General features: G+C 68.0%; 16 protein-coding genes. 8 read left to right on the forward strand and 8 right to left on the reverse strand.

Annotated features, from left to right (window positions below; genetic code table 11):
* Window positions 1-754: 754 nt before the first annotated feature.
* Window positions 755-1,951, forward strand: coding sequence for a Cdc6/Cdc18 family protein (locus tag GQS65_RS01385; protein WP_158202886.1), 1,197 nt, complete (start codon window positions 755-757; stop codon window positions 1,949-1,951).
* Window positions 1,952-2,078: 127 nt separating this feature from the next.
* Here the strand turns inward: GQS65_RS01385 and GQS65_RS01390 are convergent, their stop codons facing one another.
* A complete protein-coding gene (locus tag GQS65_RS01390) occupies window positions 2,079-2,492 on the reverse strand; it encodes a hypothetical protein (protein ID WP_158202887.1) in 414 nt (137 codons plus the stop codon).
* Window positions 2,489-3,304 (reverse strand): ParA family protein, encoded by an 816-nt coding sequence (locus GQS65_RS01395; protein ID WP_158202888.1) that lies wholly within the window; start codon window positions 3,302-3,304, stop codon window positions 2,489-2,491. The genes GQS65_RS01390 and GQS65_RS01395 overlap by 4 nt, the downstream gene beginning before the upstream one ends.
* Window positions 3,305-3,945: 641 nt before the next feature.
* Here GQS65_RS01395 and msrA point away from each other — a divergent pair.
* Window positions 3,946-4,503 (forward strand): peptide-methionine (S)-S-oxide reductase MsrA, encoded by a 558-nt coding sequence (gene msrA, locus GQS65_RS01400; RefSeq protein WP_158202889.1) that lies wholly within the window; start codon window positions 3,946-3,948, stop codon window positions 4,501-4,503.
* Window positions 4,504-4,936: 433 nt separating this feature from the next.
* Here msrA and GQS65_RS01405 read toward each other — a convergent pair whose 3' ends face one another.
* Entirely contained in the window at window positions 4,937-5,413 is a 477-nt protein-coding gene (locus GQS65_RS01405; protein WP_158202890.1) for a redoxin domain-containing protein, read from the reverse strand.
* Between the two features lie 189 nt (window positions 5,414-5,602).
* Between GQS65_RS01405 and GQS65_RS01410 the strand changes: the two genes are divergently transcribed.
* Window positions 5,603-6,007, forward strand: coding sequence for a hypothetical protein (locus tag GQS65_RS01410; RefSeq protein WP_158202891.1), 405 nt, complete (start codon window positions 5,603-5,605; stop codon window positions 6,005-6,007).
* Between the two features lie 50 nt (window positions 6,008-6,057).
* Here GQS65_RS01410 and GQS65_RS21300 read toward each other — a convergent pair whose 3' ends face one another.
* Window positions 6,058-6,711 carry a glycosyltransferase family 4 protein gene (locus GQS65_RS21300; RefSeq protein ID WP_199268378.1) on the reverse strand — a complete coding sequence of 218 codons (654 nt, stop codon included), beginning with the start codon at window positions 6,709-6,711 and terminating at the stop codon, window positions 6,058-6,060.
* A 447-nt stretch (window positions 6,712-7,158) separates the two neighbouring features.
* Here GQS65_RS21300 and GQS65_RS01420 point away from each other — a divergent pair, with 447 nt between their 5' ends.
* The 4 genes from GQS65_RS01420 to GQS65_RS01435 all read left to right on the forward strand — a co-directional run bounded on the left by GQS65_RS01420 (window position 7,159) and on the right by GQS65_RS01435 (window position 13,104).
* Entirely contained in the window at window positions 7,159-8,562 is a 1,404-nt protein-coding gene (locus GQS65_RS01420) for a sulfatase-like hydrolase/transferase (protein WP_158202892.1), read from the forward strand.
* Window positions 8,563-10,014: a lipopolysaccharide biosynthesis protein gene (locus GQS65_RS01425; RefSeq protein ID WP_158202893.1), complete on the forward strand. Its 1,452-nt coding sequence runs from the start codon at window positions 8,563-8,565 to the stop codon at window positions 10,012-10,014.
* A 190-nt stretch (window positions 10,015-10,204) separates the two neighbouring features.
* Window positions 10,205-12,166 (forward strand): class I SAM-dependent methyltransferase, encoded by a 1,962-nt coding sequence (locus tag GQS65_RS01430; RefSeq protein ID WP_158202894.1) that lies wholly within the window; start codon window positions 10,205-10,207, stop codon window positions 12,164-12,166.
* Window positions 12,163-13,104: a glycosyltransferase family 2 protein gene (locus GQS65_RS01435; protein WP_158202895.1), complete on the forward strand. Its 942-nt coding sequence runs from the start codon at window positions 12,163-12,165 to the stop codon at window positions 13,102-13,104. Before GQS65_RS01430 ends, GQS65_RS01435 begins: the two co-directional genes overlap by 4 nt.
* Here GQS65_RS01435 and GQS65_RS01440 read toward each other — a convergent pair.
* Window positions 13,027-14,322: a glycosyltransferase family 4 protein gene (locus GQS65_RS01440; protein WP_158202896.1), complete on the reverse strand. Its 1,296-nt coding sequence runs from the start codon at window positions 14,320-14,322 to the stop codon at window positions 13,027-13,029. The two genes, GQS65_RS01435 and GQS65_RS01440, sit on opposite strands and share 78 nt — an antisense overlap.
* 185 nt (window positions 14,323-14,507) lie before the next feature.
* Between GQS65_RS01440 and GQS65_RS01445 the strand changes: the two genes are divergently transcribed.
* Entirely contained in the window at window positions 14,508-15,644 is a 1,137-nt protein-coding gene (locus GQS65_RS01445; protein ID WP_158202897.1) for a glycosyltransferase, read from the forward strand.
* A gap of 136 nt (window positions 15,645-15,780) precedes the next feature.
* On the opposite strand, the gene GQS65_RS01450 is transcribed toward GQS65_RS01445, so the two are convergent.
* Genes GQS65_RS01450 through GQS65_RS01460 form a run of 3 tightly spaced genes read right to left on the reverse strand, consistent with a single transcriptional unit; the run spans window position 15,781 to window position 18,429 of the window.
* Complete coding sequence (locus GQS65_RS01450) at window positions 15,781-16,848, reverse strand: DUF5305 family protein (protein WP_158202898.1); 1,068 nt, start codon at window positions 16,846-16,848, stop codon at window positions 15,781-15,783.
* 55 nt (window positions 16,849-16,903) lie between these two features.
* Window positions 16,904-17,449, reverse strand: coding sequence for a hypothetical protein (locus tag GQS65_RS01455; protein WP_158202899.1), 546 nt, complete (start codon window positions 17,447-17,449; stop codon window positions 16,904-16,906).
* Window positions 17,446-18,429, reverse strand: coding sequence for a signal peptidase I (locus tag GQS65_RS01460; protein ID WP_158202900.1), 984 nt, complete (start codon window positions 18,427-18,429; stop codon window positions 17,446-17,448). Before GQS65_RS01460 ends, GQS65_RS01455 begins: the two co-directional genes overlap by 4 nt.
* Window positions 18,430-18,435: the final 6 nt, after the last annotated feature.

Consider the following 18,435-nt stretch of genomic DNA (forward strand, 5'->3'; position numbering starts at 1 on the left):
GGGGGGTGGTGACGGACCACCGCGGGGGCTGAACAGCCTCGAACGAGGACGGACGGACGAACACTTGTGAGGAGTTTCCAGAGGAAACTATCGAAGTCAGAGGTGATGAGAGGTATCTCTCGCCGGGCGTTCGAAAATCCTCGGGGTAGAGACGGTGGCGAAACCGAAACCGGTTGTCGCTCTCGTGACGAGGACTCCGTCGGTCTCGGAGTGCTCCCGCCCGCCCGCTCCACTACTTCACTTTCAGTCTATGGTTTATCCTTATATAGATAGAATGCGAACAGTTCATCAAGCTAGTTTTACTGAGTAGAAAGAGAACGACGAGCGTCGTTCTCTGGCCGAACGAGTTCGAGGGGAACTTCACCACCGAGATTCGGTGCTCGATAACTTCCGGTGGGGGAGTTCCCCGTGAGGGTGTCCGTTCACGCATCCCCCGAATCACCGTTCCGTGACCGCCTGTTGCTGCTTTCTCCGGTGATTTCGGTCGACTGGTACACACCACGTTTCCGGTGAAACCGACGGTCGATCGACCCCGAACCCCCCCCTTCGTCTCGACCCACCCCCACCCTCGGAGTCCGTTTCACCGGAAACGTGGTGTGTGTGTGCGGTCTGTTGGAGTTACTGAAAGAAACACCGAGACTGTGTGTCCGACTTCTTATCCGTTCGATAAATGGCCAGGCGTTAAAGTATCACTTCCACCGACCTGTATGGGGAACAGTCAAGACGTTTCACCGGAAACGCGGTGTGTATCCAGATGTCCGACACCGACGACCTGTTCATCCGGGAGGACCCGGTGTTCGTGAACAAGGAGCTGTTAGAGATCAACCACCTCCCCGACGAGGGACGGATCGTCGGTCGTGACGCGGAGATTGGACAGCTCGCCAACGCGGTCAACCCCGCCATCTTCGGCCAGAGCCCGAGCAACGTCCTCATCTACGGGAAGACCGGGACCGGCAAGTCGCTGTGTGCGAAGTACGTCTCCGGGCGACTCATCGACACTGCCGAGGAGGAGGGGGTGACGACCGACTTCGCGTACGTGGACTGCGCTCAGGACTCGACGGAGACTCAGGCGGTCCAGACCATCGCCAGTTCGCTCAACGAACCCGAACAGACGGGTATCAACATCCCCGATAAGGGCATCGCAACCGCGACCTACTACAAGCGCCTCTGGGCGATCCTCGACGAGTGTTACGACGTCGTCCTCGTCATCCTCGACGAGATCGACAAGCTCGACAGCGACGACATCCTCATGCAGCTCTCCCGGGCGGGCGAGGCCGGTAAGCTCACCAACTGCAAGATCGGCGTCATCGGCATCTCGAACAAGATCAAGTACAAAGACCGGATGGACGAGCGCGTCAAGTCCAGTCTCTGCGAACGCGAGTTCGTCTTCCCGCCCTACGACGCGGCCCAGCTCGGCGACATCATGGCCGCTCGTTCCGACGCCTTCCGTGACGGCGTGCTTGCCGACTCGGTCATCCCGCGCGCGGCCGCGCTCGCGGCGCGCGAACACGGGGACGCCCGCAAGGCCATCGACATCCTCCGGTACGCCGGGGAGATCGCCCAGTCGACCGGCGCGGAGGTCGTCCAAGAGGAGTTCGTCGTGCAGGCCCGCCAGCGCGCGGAGACCGACCGCTTCCGCGAACTCATCCGCGGGTCGACACCCCACGCCCGATACGTGTTGCAGGCGCTGACGCTGCTCTCGCTCAACGAGGGCGACGAGGAGGCGTTCCGGACGACACGCATCTACGAGCTGTACGAGCAGGTCTGTCGCCAGGAGGGTTCGGAGTCCCTCTCGTTGCGGCGGGTCCGTGACCTGCTCAAGGAGCACGCCTTCCTGGACGTCATCGAGCAGTCCCGTCACAGCGGCGGGTCGGCGGAGGGGAGCTACACCGAACACCGCCTGCTCGAGGACCCCGAAGTGATTCAGAGCGTGCTGATGGACACGGAGTAACAGGCGGAACGCGGCGGGGGTGCCGACGATCGAGAACGGTCTCGAATCGCGGACAGTGACGTCTTCCACCGGAAACGTGGTGTGTCGCGGTCGGTCCCGCCTCCGCGACGCCGACAGCACCCGCTGCTCACTCCAGGTCGTCGACGACGTCCCGTACCTCCGTCGCGTCCATCCCGTCGAGCGTCTCCAAGCCGTGGCGGACGACGGCGGGGAAGAAGTGGCGGTTCTTCTCGAACTCCTCGTCGAACTCGTACTCGTACGCGACCTTGAGGGTGCCGTAGACCCGTTGGAGTTCGCGCTTCTGTGCCTCGGGGAGGTACATGTAGGTCCCGACGCGCTCGTCTTTGACGCTGCCCGCGTCGTCGGCCACGTCCGTCCCGTCGTTCCCCTCGGCGGCTGTCGACTCCGTGCTCTCCGACTCCGCGGTCGACTTCTCGCCGGAGTCCACCGGTCGTCCCTCGGCGTCGCGCTGCTGTGCCTCGACTCGTTCTCTCGCCTTCCCACGCCGCGAACGCAGGCGACTCGCTCGCTCGTCGCTCATCGGCTTACCTCCGCCGCCTCGACGGTCGCTCCGTCGTCGAACCCGAACTGCTCGTCGAGGTCGGCCGCGACGTCGAGGAACGTCTCGGTCATGTCGACGTCGGGGTCGTACTCGAACAGCGAGACGCCCTCGGAGAACGCCCGCTGGAGGGCGACGCGTTTGCGGACCTCCCAGACCGGGATGTCCGGGAACGCCTCGTCGAACCAGTTCAACATCGTCCGGCCCTCGTTCGTCGACTCGACGCGGTTGGCGACGACGCCGCGCTCCTCGATGGTGATGTCGTAGTCGAGTTCCAGCGCCTCGACGTGGTCGAACAGGAGTTCCAGCGCGCGTTTGCTCGTCGACTCGGCGAGCGCGGGGATGAGGACGTTCCGCGTCGCGTGCAGTCCGTTGTCGGTCAGGTAGCCCAGATGGGGCGGGCAGTCGACGAGCACGTAGTCGTAGTCGTCCTCGACGGTCTCCAGTGCGAGCGCGAGCTGTTCACCCCCGCGCCGCGACAGCGTCAACTCCGGCTCCGCGGCGGTCATGTCGATGTTCGAGGGGACGACGTCCATCTCCGGGTGATCGAGGACCAGGTCGGGGAACGACTCGCGCCGTTCGGGGTCCGTCAGCACGTCGAACAGGCTCGGCGGAGCTTCGTCGTACGCGTCCCGGAAGCCGAGTCCTTCGGTGGCGTTGCCCTGGGGGTCGAGGTCGACGAACAGCACGTCGCGCCCGCGCGCGTTGAGCGCGCCCGCGACGTTGATGCCGACCGTGGTCTTGCCGACACCGCCTTTCTGATTCGAGAAGGCGAGCCTCGCTGGTCCGGTCATACGAACGGGTTCGGACGGGTCACCTTAACCGTACGTCAGACACGCGTCGGATGTCCGAACCGGTTTGGACATCAAAACGAGTTTGAACGAATCGGATAGTTTGGAGGTATCAGGTGGTTCGGATGATTCGGATGGTGCGGCGGTGTCGGTCCGCTCGTAGCTTTCGTGTGGGCGGGTCGTCTCCACTACTGAGTGGCTCTCGGGGCGTGTTTCACCGGAAACGACGTGTGTCCGACGCGTGGTCCTTGAGAGACCTCTCGACGTGACCGTCTGCGGGACGTCGTCCCGTGGGGGTTCAGTGTAGTCCAAACTGACCGAGACAGCCGAACTCTCTCGGACGGTTCGGACGCAGGCCGGCCCGTTCGTCCCTCCGAACCTCCGAACCATCGACCCGTCCGCCACGTCCTCGCTCTTCGCCCCGTCAGAACTGTCCAAACCGGACGAACCGCCCGGGCGGGTCGACCCAGCTAGCGGGTCCGGTTCGGCCGAGTGGTCTCGGACGGTGACGGGGTCGGTCTGTCGCCACGGGGCCCAGCGACCGCGACGACTCGGACCGGAGAGGCTCCCGCCGCCTCGACACGATATCGGCGAGCGTCCCACAGACGCGTCGGAGTTAACCGTCGGACGCGCCTACGACGAGTATGAGCGAGACCCGACTCGCCACCTTCGGTGGTGGCTGTTTCTGGTGTACCGAAGCGGTGTACAAGGAGGTCGAGGGCGTCCACGCTGTCACCTCGGGCTACGCGGGTGGGCACGTCGAGAACCCCTCCTACGAGGCGGTCTGTCGGGAGGAGACCGGCCACGCCGAGGTCGTTCAGGTCGAGTACGATCCGTCGGTGGTCGACTACCCCGAACTGCTGGCCATCTTCTTCACCGTCCACGACCCGACGACGCTGAACCGACAGGGACCGGACGTGGGCAGCCAGTATCGCTCTATCGTCCTCTATCACGACGACGACCAGCGCGAGATAACCGAGGAGTACATCGCGGGACTCGAATCGGAGGCGGTCTACGACGACGACGTCGTCACCGAGGTCGAACCGCTGGAGACGTTCTACGAGGCCGAGGAGTACCACCAGGACTACTACGAGAAGAACCCCGGCGACGGCTACTGCCAGTTCAACGCCGACCCGAAGATTCGGAAGGTCCGCGAACAGTTCGCCGACACGGTCCGATCGGAACCCGGCCAGTCGGTCTGAGGCCGCGCCGACGGCCTCGATCCGCTCACCTGCCCGCGGGCAGTGGCTCTCGCTTTCCGACCGTGGGGAGAACACGCCCGAGACTGTGAGGACCCACGGGTGAGCCACGACTTTTCCGTCGACGTCCCGGGTTCCCGGTTCGTCGAACGGACCGGCCGACTCGACGGCCCGTATCTAGACTGTTAGAACGTTCACGGTTTCGTGCTAGCCGACCCCGTATCAGTCTACGCTCAACGTTCAATACCGAACCTCCCCAACGGTGGAATCGAGACCGGAACCCCTCGTAGCCAATCCGGTTTCGGGTGTGACTCCCTCATTCCCACCCTTTCTTCGTTCCACTGTCACCGCCGCTATCGACGCGAAGAGCCGTACGGTTCGTTCGACACACGGTTCGACCTCGTCCGGCCGACGGCCGGACGGTCGTTGTCGCCGTTCAGGCCGCCTCGATGGCGTCCTGTAGCTCCTCGTAGTCGGGTTCCTCCTCGGCGGGGTCGTCGGCCTCCCACGTGTAGGTGACGGTTCCGCTGTCGTCGACGACGTACACCGCGCGGTTGGCCGCGCCGTAGAGGCCGAGGTCGGGAGCGTCCATCGAGAGACCGTACTCCTCGATGGTGTCGCCCTTCTGGTCGCTGACGAGGTCGAACGACAGGTCGTGTTCGTCGCGGAACGCGTTGAGGCAGAACGGCGAGTCGTGGCTCAGTCCGTAGAGCGACGCGCCCGCGTCCTCGTACTCACCGACGTGCTCTTCGAGCGCGACCATCTCGTTGGAACACGGCGGCGTGAACGCGCCGGGGAAGAACGCGAGGACGAGCGGTCCGTCGCCCGTCTGCTCCGAGAGCGTGAACTCCTCGAGGTCACCGGTTGCGACCTTCTGCGTGAAGTCGGGTGCGCTGTCGCCTTCGGATACCATGTGTCGAGAGAGGAGCGTGAGGGATAAACGGGTGGCGCTGGTGGTCGCGTTCGCCGCCGTCACGGGGTATATACGTGGCGAGTGACACCCCGCTTGAGTGTGGCGCGGTGTGTCCGCGTCGCCCCCCGACCGCGAAACCACCGACGACGAGCGGACAGGCTTTTGCTCGGGGAGGCGTCACGGCGGGGTATGGTCTCACCGTGTCCGGGTTGGAACGACAGGGATGGGGGGTACGAACGTGACGGGACGGTCGTCGCCGTCGAACCGGTGGCCGTCTACGAGGGCGGCGGCCTCTCGACGACCGAGTCGGTCCCCGAAGACGAGGCGGACGCCTACGACGTCTCGCTGTGGACGCGCACGACGAACGGCCAGCGGTCGGTGACGCCGGTCACCTTCGAGCCCCCGCTGGCGGCGTGGGAGTTCGCTCACCTCCTGACCTGGTACGTCGACGACCAGGGGTTCGACGCGACCCGGACTGCGCTCTCGGGGAGCGACTGGTCGCCTCCGACCGTCGTCACCGACGAGGACGCCGAAACCGTCTTTCGCAACCTCCTGGGCGACGACGCCACGTCGCTCGACGCCGTGCTCGACTGACCGGCACAGGGACGCGACGCTCCCCTCCCCTCGTGCTCCTCGTTCGGCGTTCAGAGTCGACGAACGACGTCCGCGAACGCCCGTCGGAACGCGGCCCGTCGCGTCGCCGCGTCGAACGTCCGGCCACGCTCGCGGGCCTGTGCCGCGAGCGTCGCTCGCTCTCCCGGTGGTCGGTCGAAGGCCCGGTTCACGCCCGCAGCGAGCGCCCTGCTCGTCGGTTCGACGACCAGCGCGGGGTCGAGCGCACGGACCTCCGAGCACGTCCCGGCAGTCTCGGTGACTACCGGTACTCGTCCGGCACAGAGCGCTTCGAGCGTGCTGACGGGGAACGTGTCCATCCGCGAGGGCTGGACGAACAGTGCGCTCTCGGCGAACAGTTCGACCAGCCGTGCCTCCTCGACGAACCCGTGGCGTTCGACGCCCGGTACCTCGTCGTAGCGGTCGGGGTGGCCGGCACCGGCGACGTGGAGCGTCGCCTCGGGGTGACGCTCCCTGACGCGGGGCCACGCCTCGACCAGCAGGTCGACACCCTTGTACCGCGCCCCGCGTCCGACCGTCAGCGCGGTCGGTTCGTCGGGGGGGGTCCTCGATGGCGAGCAACGACTCGTAGCGTTCGGGGTGGACGTACGGGTGGGCGACGCGGACGGGCGCGTCGCCGACGAACGGGCGGACGAAGTCGGCGGCGAACCCGGAGACGGCGACACAGCCGTCGATGCTCCGGCGGGCGACCGCACGGACGACCGGGCGACCGAACCGTCCGACGGCGGTCTTCAGCCCCGACTGGCCGGCGAACGACCCTCGGCCGAGGTCGTAGAGACCGTGGTCCGCACAGAGGTAGACGACCTTCGCGCCCGCTCGAGCGCGCGCGAGCGTCGCGGCGTACAGCGGCTGTGACCCCTCGACGAGGTAGACGTCGGCGTCGGGGTAGGTGAGCGCGTTCAGTGCGTCCTCGGCGACGCTCCCCGAGAGCGGTCCGGCCGACCGGTCGCGGAAGCCGACCTGTTCCGCGCCGATCGCCCGTGCGAACCCGGCGTGGGCGGGGTGGGGGTCGGTACAGAGCATGACGACGCGGGCCGTCTCGGGGTCCATTCCTCTGGTCGGTCGGCGGTAGCGGTCATATAACTATCCGGTGTGGTCTGCTCTCCCCGTCCATGTCACGGGTCGCGCGGTCGGTCCCCGCCGAGCGCAACGTCGTCGTTCTCTGTCTCGACACCGTCCGGAAGGACGCCTTCGACGCGTTCGCGCCACGGCTCCGTGCGGCGGCCGACGTCGAGTACGCGGGCTGTCGAGCGGCGAGTTCCTGGAGCACGCCGAGTCACGCTTCGATGGTCACCGGCCACCTCCCGCACGAACACGGTGTCAACGCCCACGCCCCGTCGTTCCGCCCGCTCGCCGGCCGGACGGTGTTCGACCGCCTGCCCCACCACACGGTCGGCGTCAGCGCGAACCCCTACGCCGGGTCGCCACACGGCTTCGACACGCTGTTCGACGAGTTCGTCGACGTCTCCCGGTACCGCCGGTTCCCGACCGGTGCCGACCCGGACGCGCTCGTCCGGGACCACGCCGACGGGACACCGAGGGGCTACGCTCGGGCGCTCGCCGCCGTCGCTCGCCACGACCACCCCCTCCGGAGCGCCGCGAATCTCGCGGCGTTTCGCGCCAACGACCTGGTTCGCCACGGGCCGCTCTCCGGCCCGGAACTGTTCGACGACGGTGCACGGGTCGTCGAACGCGCCACCCTCGACCGTCTGGAGGCGAGCGACGAACCGGTTGCCGTGTTCTGTAACGTGATGGACGCTCACTCGCCGCTCCGGGCGATTCGCGGCTTCGCCGGCACCGACGTGCCCGAGGGCTGGACCTCCGAGGGGATGACGCCGACGGCGGTCAGCACCGACCCCGAGGCGTTCGTCGAGGACCTCCATCGCTACCGGACGCTCTACGCCGCCGCCGTCGACTACCTCGACCGCTGGACGCTGGGGTTCGCCGAGCGCCTCCAGGCCGCGACCGACCGCGAGACGACGCTGGTCGTCACCGCCGACCACGGCGAGAACCTCGGATACCCGGCCGACGACGGCCTGTTCGGCCACGTCGGGAGTCTCACCGAGGCGCTGTTGCACGTCCCGCTCGTCGTCCTGAACGCCCCCGAGTCGCCCGGCGTCGTCGACGGCACCGTCTCGCACCTCGACCTGCCGTACCTCGTCGAGAGTCTCGCCGCGGGGTCCGTCCCGAACCTCCGACGCGAGCACGTCCTCGCCGAAGTGCTCGGACGTACGCCGGGCAACGACGGCCTCGGCGAGCGGTTCGACCGGGTCCGTCGAATCGTCTACGACGGCGACCGGAAACACGAGTGGGACGACGCCGGCGAGTCACGGACGCTCGCGCTCGACGCCGACCGCCCGTGCTGGCAGACGACCGTCGACACCGTCGACCGTCCCGACTGGACGGCCGACCTGCCGGCGCTCGAAACCGTGCGTGCGGACCGGGCGACCGACGCCGTCGACGAGAGCGTCGACGAGAGCGTCGAGAGCCGACTCCGTGACCTCGGGTATCGGTAGATGGCCGACCTCGACCGGTCGAGCCTCGCGCTGTACGGGTCGCGGGTCGGCGTCAGCGTCATCGGCTTCGCCAGCACCGTCTACTTCGCGCGAGCCATCGGCGCGGAGGGGCTGGGCATCTACTTCACCGTCGAGACGGTGGTCGTCGTCCTCGCGGTGCTCGCCCGGTTCGGCGTCGACAGCGCCGTCGTCAAGCGACTGAGCGGTGCGGCCGACGACGCCGAACGCGCCCGTCACCTCACCGGCGCGTTCGGTCTCGTCCTCGTCCCACTGGCGGTCGTCTCGCTGGCCGTCCTGCTGTTCGCCGACCCGCTCGCCGACCTCGCGGACCTCCCGCTCGCACCGCTCGCGCTCGTCGGGATGGTCGTGGCGTTGCTGGTCGTCGAGACCGGACAGTGGCTGTTGCTGTCGGCGCTGCGCGGCGAGCGCCGCCTCGCCACGAGCGCGGGCGTCGAGTTCGGCGGCGAGGTGCTCCGCGTCGGGACGAGCGTCTGGTTCGTCCTCGGTGGGAGCGGCCCGGTCGGACTGGTCTACGGTCTCCTGATCGGTCACGCGGCCCGAGCGCTCGTGGCGGGCGTCCTCCTCGACACGGGCCTCGCCCGCCCGACCCGCGAGACGATGACCAGTCTCGTCTCGTTCTCGAAGTACACCGCGGGGATGAACGTCAGCCACCTCACCTACTCGTGGCTCGACACGCTCGTCCTCGCGGTGGTCGTCTCGAAGACGGCCGTCGGCACCTACGAGGCCGCCTGGCGGGTCAGTCTCGTCGTGGCGCTCGCCAGCTCCGCCGTCGGGGCGGCGCTCGCGCCGAACGTCTCGGCGTGGGCGGCCAGCGACGCGTTCGAGCGTATCGAGGAGGCGTTCACCAACTCGCTGTCGTTCGCGCTGCTGCTGGTCGTCCCGGCCGTCGTCGGTGCAGCGGTGCTCGGCGGGCCGTTCATGGCCGTCGCCTACGGCTTCGGCGGCGGCGCACTGCTGGCGGTGCTCGTCGCCGGGCAGGTCGCACAGGCGGTCAAGGACGTCGTCCAGTCGACGCTGCTCGGCCTCGACCGGCCCCGAACCGTCTTCGTCACGAACGCGGTCGGCCTCGGGACGAACCTCGTGTTGACCGTGGGGCTAGCGCTCGCCTACGGTCCCCTCGGTGCGGCCGTCGGGACGGCGCTCACGGCCGCCGTCGTCGCCGTCGTCCAGTGGCGTGCGCTCCAGTCGTGGCTCGCCGCACGGGTCGACCGGCGGGCGCTCGCCTGGCAGGTCGGCGGCGCGCTCGTGATGGGTGGTGTCGTCGTGGGGGCCACGCGCGTCGTCACCCCCGACTCGCCGGTGCCGCTGCTCGCGCTGGTCGCGCTCGGTGCGCTGACCTACGGTGGGGTCGTCTCGCTCCACGCACCGACGCGGACGCGACTCGTCGGTCTGGTCCAGCCGAACGCGACCGGTCAGGCCGAAGGCTCCTGACGGCGTGCGCTCCACACCCGGCGGAGCGACCCGCCGCCGAGTGCACCTCCCGACGGTGACCGTCCTCCCTCCCGGCCCGTCGTCGAGTCGCCGGTTAGTATCCGATTTCTAATACCCCCCTCGGCCCAACCTCCGTCCATGATGCCGGTCTCCCGTCCTCGTCCGACCGCCCGCGCTTCGAGAGGTCGCCATGCGTGACGAAGTGTTGACGCGCTGGGTCGACCAACCGCCGGCCGACCCCGTCTACCAGTACCTCCGGGACGCCGAGAAAGAACAGGCGTGGGACCTGCTCGGCTCTCGCGGCCGGGTCCTCGACGTCGCCAGCGAGGCGAACGTCACCGCGGGACTGGACGCCGAGGCGGTCGCTCGCGTCGACTTCTCCGACACCGCACTCGACCACGCCGAATCGCTACTCGGCGACCGGGTCGGCCGGTACGAGCAGGTCGCCCCCGAGACGCCCCGCCTCCCGTTCCCCGACGACCACTTCGACGCCGCGGTGAGCATCGGCCCCTACGACTGGCGGTTCCTCGACGTCGCGGCGCTGACCGCCGAGGTGCGACGCGTCGTCGCTCCCGAGGGCCTGTTCGTCTTCTCCGTGCCGACACCTCGTTCGCCCTACGAGACGGGCGGGAAGTACGAACAGCGCTACTACACGCCCACGGCGATTCGCCGCCTGCTCGAACCGGGATGGGCGCTCGCGGACCACCGTGTCGTCTACCAGCACCCCTACTGGCTCCACTCGAAACTCGCCGAGTTCGTCCCCGGCCCGCTCCAGCGGCCGTTCGTCGACTTCGCCGAGCGCAAGACCGACGCGCTGAACGACGCCCACCAGCAGGCGGCGGCGGACGACGACGCGCCCGACGACGGCCGTCCGCCCGAGGTGTGGGACGACGCGTCGTACGTCGTCGTCGGCGCACGGCCCGTCGACTACGAGGGGAGTCTCGACGCGGCGCTCGACTGTCTGTTCCGTCCGACCGCCGAGGAGGGCTTCTGGGCCGCCGACGACGCGGGCGGCCACATCACCCGCGAGTTGACCTACGACGTCGGCGCGGACGGCCGCCCGACGAACTGGACGGCCGAAGACGACGTCGTCTGGCGCTACGCCCCGTTCGCGCTGATGGGCGCGATGCAGTGGCGGACCTCCCCTCGGGGGACGGACCGTGTCGACGCGAAGCTCCGCCGGCAGCTCGCGTACTTCGAGGAGCGCATCGAGGAGGGTGCGCTCGACGAGATGCCGAGCTACGGCCTCGGGCCGCTGACCTGCGCGTTCGCGCTCGCGGCCGACGTCTTCGACGAGCGGTTCCTCGAGCGGGCGACCGAGCTGTTCGAGCACAGCGAGGAGCGCGTCCAGTACGAGCACAGCGAGGACAGCCTCGTCCTCTACGGCTGGACCTACCTCTACGAGCGGACCCGCGACCCCGACGTGCGGACGGCCATCGACCGCGGGATGGACGCCGTCGTCCAGCGACAGAACGCCTGGAAGACGCTCTTCTACTTCGACAACGAGACGACCCGTCGCCACCAGAACCAGCAGTACACGCTGTGGGGGCTGGCGCGCGCCATCGAGGTGACGGGTCGGACGGGCTACCTGGAGAACGTCGAGGCCGTCCTCGACTACACCGTCGACGTGCGGATGCAGGCCGACGGCGCGTTCATCTGGGAGGACCCCTCCCGGCGAACGTACTACGGCGCGGAACTGCGCCGGGTGCTCGGTACGGGCTTCTCCCGGCCACCACACTGGGAGTTCCTCTACGCCTGCCACCAGACGTTCTTCGTCAACGCCGTCGCCCACTACTACGCCGCCGGTGGCCGTCGTGACTACGACGCCGAACTCGGTCGGGCGATGCGCTGGATCTACGGCGAGAACGTCCGCGGGACGGACCTGATAGCCGAGAGCGGTCTGGGCGTTCCCATCCGGTTCACGACGCTCGACGGCCGTATCGACGTCCCCGACCAGCAGTTCAAGGGGGCGTACGAGGTCGGGTCGCATCTGATGGCGCTGACGAACCTGCTGGACCTCGAACGTCGCCGGGTCGCGGACGACCGGCACGTCCCCGCTCCGGCGGCCGCCGACAGCGAGGTGAGCGACCCCGATGCGTACACCGGTCGGTCCGCTCGTCCCGACGGCGAGCACGTGGAGGACGGCGCATGAGCGACCCGCTCGTCAGCGTCGTCGTCCCGACCCACAACCGGGCCGACACGGTCGGTGGGGCCATCGAGACGGCGCTCGACCAGACCTACGACCCGCTGGAGGTGGTCGTCGTCGACGACGGGTCGACCGACGCGACCCCCGAGCGCCTCGCCGACTACGCCGACGACCCACGGGTCCGGACGGTCAGAAACGACAGTTCGCGGGGCGTCGCCGGGGCCCGCAACCGCGGCCTGGCGCTCGCCGACGGCGAGTTCGTCTGTGCGCTCGACGACGACGACCGCTGGCACCCCGAGAAGGTCGCTCGGCAGGTCGCTCGCCTCCGGGAACTCGGCGAGGAGTACTGCGGGGTCTACTGCGGTGAACGGGTCGTCGTCGAGGGCGAGGACCACGAACGCGAGCGGGTCGTCACGGACGGCTACGAGGGCGACCACCTCCCGAACGTGCTCGTCCGGATGGACGTCCTCCCGCACTCGGGGCATCTCGTGCGGGCGTGGTGTCTCGACGCGGTCGGCGGGTACGACGAGCGCTTCGACATCGCGTGTGACTGGGCGCTCGCCATCGAACTCGCCCGCCGCTGGCAGTGGGGGTACGTCGCCGCCCCGCTCGTCGAGCGCCACCGCCACGGGGAGAACCTCTCGTCGTCAGCCGCGTACGACGTTCGGGCGCGGGAACTCGTCGCCGAGCACTTCGGCGACGTCGTCGACGAGGTGGGCGTCAGGCGGCCGTTCGAGGCCGCCGCGGCACGCGAACGGGGTCTCCTGGCGGTCGAGAACGGCGACCGGCGGACCGCTCGTCGTGAGTTGCTCACCGCGCTCCGTCACGTCCCGTCGCCGGCCCACGCCGCGCTGGTCTGTGCGTCGTTAGGTGGTCGACGTGCGCTCGCCGGTGCGAGAGCGGCCCGGTCGCTCGGGACGCGAATCGCCGTCTGCACCGAGTGAGTCGTAGACCGACCACAGCGTCCCGGCCTCCCGTTCCCAGTTGTACGTCTTCTCGGTCGCCGCCCGACCGTTCGTCGCCAGTCGCTCCGCCAGCGTGTCGTCCTCGGCGAGTTCGACCAGCCGAGCGGCGAGCGTCTCGGGGTCACCCTCGGGGACGACCACGCCGCTGTCCGTCTCGCGGACGACGCTCGCCAGCGTCTCGACTTCGGTGACGACGACGGGCTTGCGCGAGGCCATGTACTGGAACAGTTTGTGCGGAACCGTCGTCGCGGTGTGGGGGTTGTCCGTGTGCAAGACCGCACAGACGTCGCTGGCGGCGACGTAGCGTGGGACGTCCGCGAAGTCGACCCAGCCGGGGAACGTGATACGGTCGCCGACGCCCGTCGCCGCGGCGCGTTCGTGGAGCGAGCGCTCGTAGACGTCCTCGCCGGCCGACCCGACGACGAGCAGGCGTGCGTTCGGAACCTGCCCGACGAGTCGCGGCATCGCGTCGATGAGCTGTTCGAGCCCTCGATGCGGGCCGAAACTCCCGACGTAGCTGACGACGAACTCGTCCTCGTAGCCCGGTATCGGGTCTGCGGCCGTGTCGTACGCGCCGAAGTCGACGGTGTTCGAGACGACGTGCACCCGTTCGGGGTCCGCATCGCAGTCCTCGATGTAGTGGGCTCGGCCCGCCGGCGTCGTCGCCAACACGTGGTCGGCCCGCTCGACACACTCGCGTTCGAGGCGTCTGAGTCGGCGATACGGCGTGAACGTCCGCTGGATGGTCCGTCGGGGTTCGCCCATCCCCGTTCGCCACTGCCGGGCGGCCTCGGGGTAGTTCTCGTGGAGGTCGGCGACCAGCGGGAGGCCGTGGTCGTCGGCGACGGACTGGGCGGTCCGGACGAGCGGCAGGTCGTGGACGTGGAGGGTGTCGACGTGCCGCTCGCGGACGAACCGCTCGATCTCGCGCCGCCAGATGACGTCCGTCAGCGTCAGCAGGTAGCGGACTGTCTTGGCGGTGCGGTAGGGACTCGTGTAGCGCTCTCGCCGGGGGATGCGGACGACGTCGACGTCCTCGAACCGGTCGGCGAGCGGTTCGCTCGCCGACCCGTCGTCGTCCTCTCGAGCGAGACAGAGCAGCGAGACGGTGTGACCGGCCGCACTGAGCGACCGCGCCTCCTTCTCGACGCGGATGTCGTGCGGGAACGTCCCTCTGAGTATCATCCCGACGTGCATGAGAGCAATCGTCCCCCTCTCGGCCGTGCTCGGTGTTTACTATGCCACCACTACTGTCAGTTCATATATGGTATTCACAGCCTACACGCGTGCAAGATTGGCTTTGAAGATAGTAGCGAGCCGTTAGCAAGGACCCTTCCGTTCGATGAGAGTGACATGACACACAGGGGGAGCGAGTCCCGTCCATGCTGATCGAGTTCGGCATCGGACTGCTCGCCGTCGCCGCCGTTCCGTATCTCCTGTTCGGCGTGCTGTACGCGTGGCACCGCCCGAGCGGGTCGCCCATCGAGAAGGCACCGTACGAACCGACGGTCAGTATCGTCCTGCCAACGTACAACGAGGCGGCCATCGTCGAGCGAAAGCTGGCAGATATCGCCGCACTCGACTACCCGGTCGAGAAACTCGAACTCGTCGTCGTCGACGCGAGCGACGACCGGACGCCCGACCTCGTCGAGTCGTACTTCGACGACGGTGAGGGCCCGACCGTCCGTGTCATCCGCGAAACCGACCGGAAGGGGCTCGCTATCGCGCTCAACGAGGGCTACGCCGCCGCGACGAACGAGATCATCGTCAAGACGGACTGCGACTCGAAACTCGCGCCCGACGCGCTCCGGGAGGCGATGGCGAACTTCGTCGACCCCGAGGTCGGCGGCGTCACCGGCCGAACCGGCGAGGTGCTCGGCGGGAGCGAGGTCGAATCGGACTATCGGGGGATGCAGACGCACATCCAGACGCTCGAATCACACCTCGACTCGACGTTCATCTTCCACGGCCCGTTCTCGGCGTTCCGCCGTGACCTCGTGGTCCCGGTCGACGCCGACTCGCTGGCCGACGACTCCGAACTCGCGCTTCGGGTTCGCCGGAACGGCCACCGCGTCGTCTTCGACCCGGCGGTCAGATACGCCGAGGCCGCCCACTCCGGGTTCCGACAGCGCCGTACCCAGAAAGACCGTCGCGCGATGGGGTTGATTCGACTGCTGACCCGACAGGCCGACGCGCTCGGCCGTCACGGTCGGTACGGCCGCGCCGTCCTGCCGTTCAACTGGTTGTTCATGATCGTCGGGCCGTGGCTGGCCGCGGCGGGACTGACCGTCCTCACCGTCGGTGCGTTCGCGTCGTTCGGCCTCGCCGGTGTGGCGCTCCCGCTCGCACTCGCCGCGTTCGTGGCCGTCGGCTCTCGCGACGCCCTCGGTCCGTTCCAGCCGTTCTACGCGCTGTTCGACACGCAGGTGTCGCTCCTCCACGCCGCGCTCGCACTCCAGTTCACCGCCGCCGACGGGCAGTGGGAACCGGAGGCGGAACTCCGCGAAGCGTTCGACTGACCGCGACTCGGCCACTCCTCGTTCGAGCGATTCGTCACTCTCTCGCACCGACGGTCGAGGCACTGACTGCGTGGGTCGACGGGGAGAACTGAGTTCGTCAGGGGTCGCGCACGGACCCGGAAAACGGTCGCCGGCGTCAGTCGCCACCGGGCGACACCGACGGTTTCGTGCCCTGTTCGGTGTCGTCACTGGACAGCGTGGCGTCGACCTGAGTCGGCACGCGGAAGTAGTAGCTCGTCTCTTCGTCGAAGACGGCGTACAGTCGCTGTTCGGAGTCGTGGAGGACGCGCTTCTCCGAGTCGATGGCGAGGTCCACGAGGTCGGTCAGCGACGCGACGTGGACCACACGATTCGCCGTCTGGTCGATTTCGGAGAGTTTCGCCTCGGAGATCCACTCACGATGCCGGTCGTAGAGCAACTCGACACGGGCGGCCTGCTGATCGAACTCTCGTTCACGAGTGACGAGGACCGCCGCCCCCGCGACCGCCCACAGTCCGAGTAGCGAGAGGCCGGCGACGCTCGGCCAGTTCGGCGGTTCGCGCTCCTCGACGGTGACCGGTGTCGTGTGGGTCTCGTCGGCCGACAGTTCGTCGAGCGAGTAGCCCCGGCCCTCGAAGGCCAACTGCGCGTCCGCGGTCTGCGAGTCGGCGTACGTCCCCGTGTCGTAGGAGACGTTCAGCCGAACCCGCGCCTCCGCACGGCCCGCCCGCCCGAACTCCTCCTGGATGACGTCGAGGCGCTGGCTGACGGCCGACGCGTTGACCGTCGCCTCGGTGGTCAGCCCGTCGGTCCCCGTCGCCTCACGGTGGGCGAGCGTCTCCGAGCGCTCCCAGACCACCTCCTCGTCGCGGACGACCCGATAGACGAGTTCGAGGCGCTGGTCGACGTCGGCGTTCGCGTCGGGTGACGACGACGTCGCGCTGAGCGTCAGGTTCGGCGACGCCTCGACCAGATACATCGGCTCGTCGTGCAGTTCCGTGCCGGACTCCCAGACCGTGCTGTCGCCGGTGACGACCGCACTGGTGTTGACGACCGCGCCGACCTGCTGGGCGTCGCGCTGTTCGGTCACGACCGTCGTTCCGGGCGCGAGCACCAGCGACCCGGCGGCGACGAACGCGAGGACACCGACGACGACGAGCACCGCCGCTACCTCACGGTCGTAGTCCGCGAGCAGGAGTCTGAGCTTGCTGATTCCGGGTGTCATGCCTGCTTCCCCATCGCGTCGAGCGTCTGAGTTTGTATCCTTCCAATCATATGTGTCAACACCAGTCCGGGCGGTCACTCGGGCGGCCAGTACACGCCGGAGGTCCGTTACCTCGTTCTACGTCGACTCCCCTGTTAGAGAGAGCGCCCGAAAATCCTGTTCCATCGACCTCGATAGTGTACGTAAGACGCTCGGAGTCAGGCAGACTGGTTTCTGCACCGAGTGATTTCGTCCCTCCTGGCTGTATGGTGAACGATATTTGATTCGTCTCTGACCGTCCATCGGCGTACAGCGTTGTATCTGTGCCGCCGTTCGCTCCCTGTTCGGTCACTACGACGGTGACGCTGATTTGAGTACCAACGCGGTTCGTGAGGGTCAGAAATTCGCTCACCTTGCCGCTTCTCACTGCTTGGTCCGTCAGACCGATAACGGCGCTCGGGTCCGTGTCGTCGACCACACCGACCGTCGTCCCACGGTCGACACTCGCCGAGGTGAACGACGAGGCTGGGAACGCAGCCAACGCTCCCACGGCCAGCAGGGCCAGCAGGGCCAGCAGGACGACCAGCGCGCGCCGCGACTTCTCACGCCGTCGTCGTCTCATAGCTTCGCCCTCGCTCTCTCGACCCATCGCGGGGTCACCGACCGCATCCGCGCGCCCCCGTCGAAGAACAGGCTGTACGCCGCGAACAGGGGGCCGAACGTCACCAACAGCACGACGACGCGCGCGAGGTAGGGACTGACGCCGTGCAGTGTGTCGAGCCACGCCCCCGGCAACACGGCCGGATAGGGCGACACCCGCACTGACGGTTCGTACGTTCCGACCTCCTGTGGTGGGATGTGCAGGGTGAGCGTCGTCGTCGACCCTTCGACGGTCCTCTCGACCACCGTCGCACCGCTCGCGTCGGCGACGGTCGTAGTGAACGGCAGGTGGTTCGTCTTCACCGTGACCTCCCGTTCGACCTCCTGACCGGCCGGAATCGAGTGGCGCTGGGTCAACTCGCCCTCCTCGACGGCGTAGCGCGCCGGGTGGACGCTCGTTGCGAACACCATCACGAGCAGCGACGCGACGACGAGACCGAGGAACAGCGGTCGAGCGAGGTCGTCGAACGTGTACACCTCTCGAATGGGCGTACCCCCTCCGTTTCCGACGAACCCCCACGCGAACAGCGCGGCCACCACCCCGAAGACGAGCAGTTCGTACGTCCCGACGAACCCCACGAGGGGGCCGAGCATCGGAATCACGAGTGGCCCGCCACCGAGCGTGACGACCGTACCGACGATGGCCGACTCGGAGACGACCGGGTTGCCGGCCGCCTGGTCGGTCGACGGGTTCGCATCGCCCTTGGTGATGAAGCCCTCGTCCGTCTCGCTGACGATACGGTGTGTGACGTAGCCACGCTCCTCGCTGTGGAAGGTGACGACGTCACCCTCCGAGACGGGCCCCTCGACGACGAGGTAGCCGTCGCCGGGCGAGAGCGTCGGTTCCATGCTCCCGGACGTGACGTACGAGAGGTGGAGCGGACCGAACGCTATCGCCGCGACAGCGAGCACCGCAGTGAGAAAGGCGAGACGACGGTACATCGACGT

The sequence above is a fragment of the Halomarina oriensis genome (genome assembly GCF_009791395.1).
Lineage (GTDB): Archaea > Halobacteriota > Halobacteria > Halobacteriales > Haloarculaceae > Halomarina > Halomarina oriensis.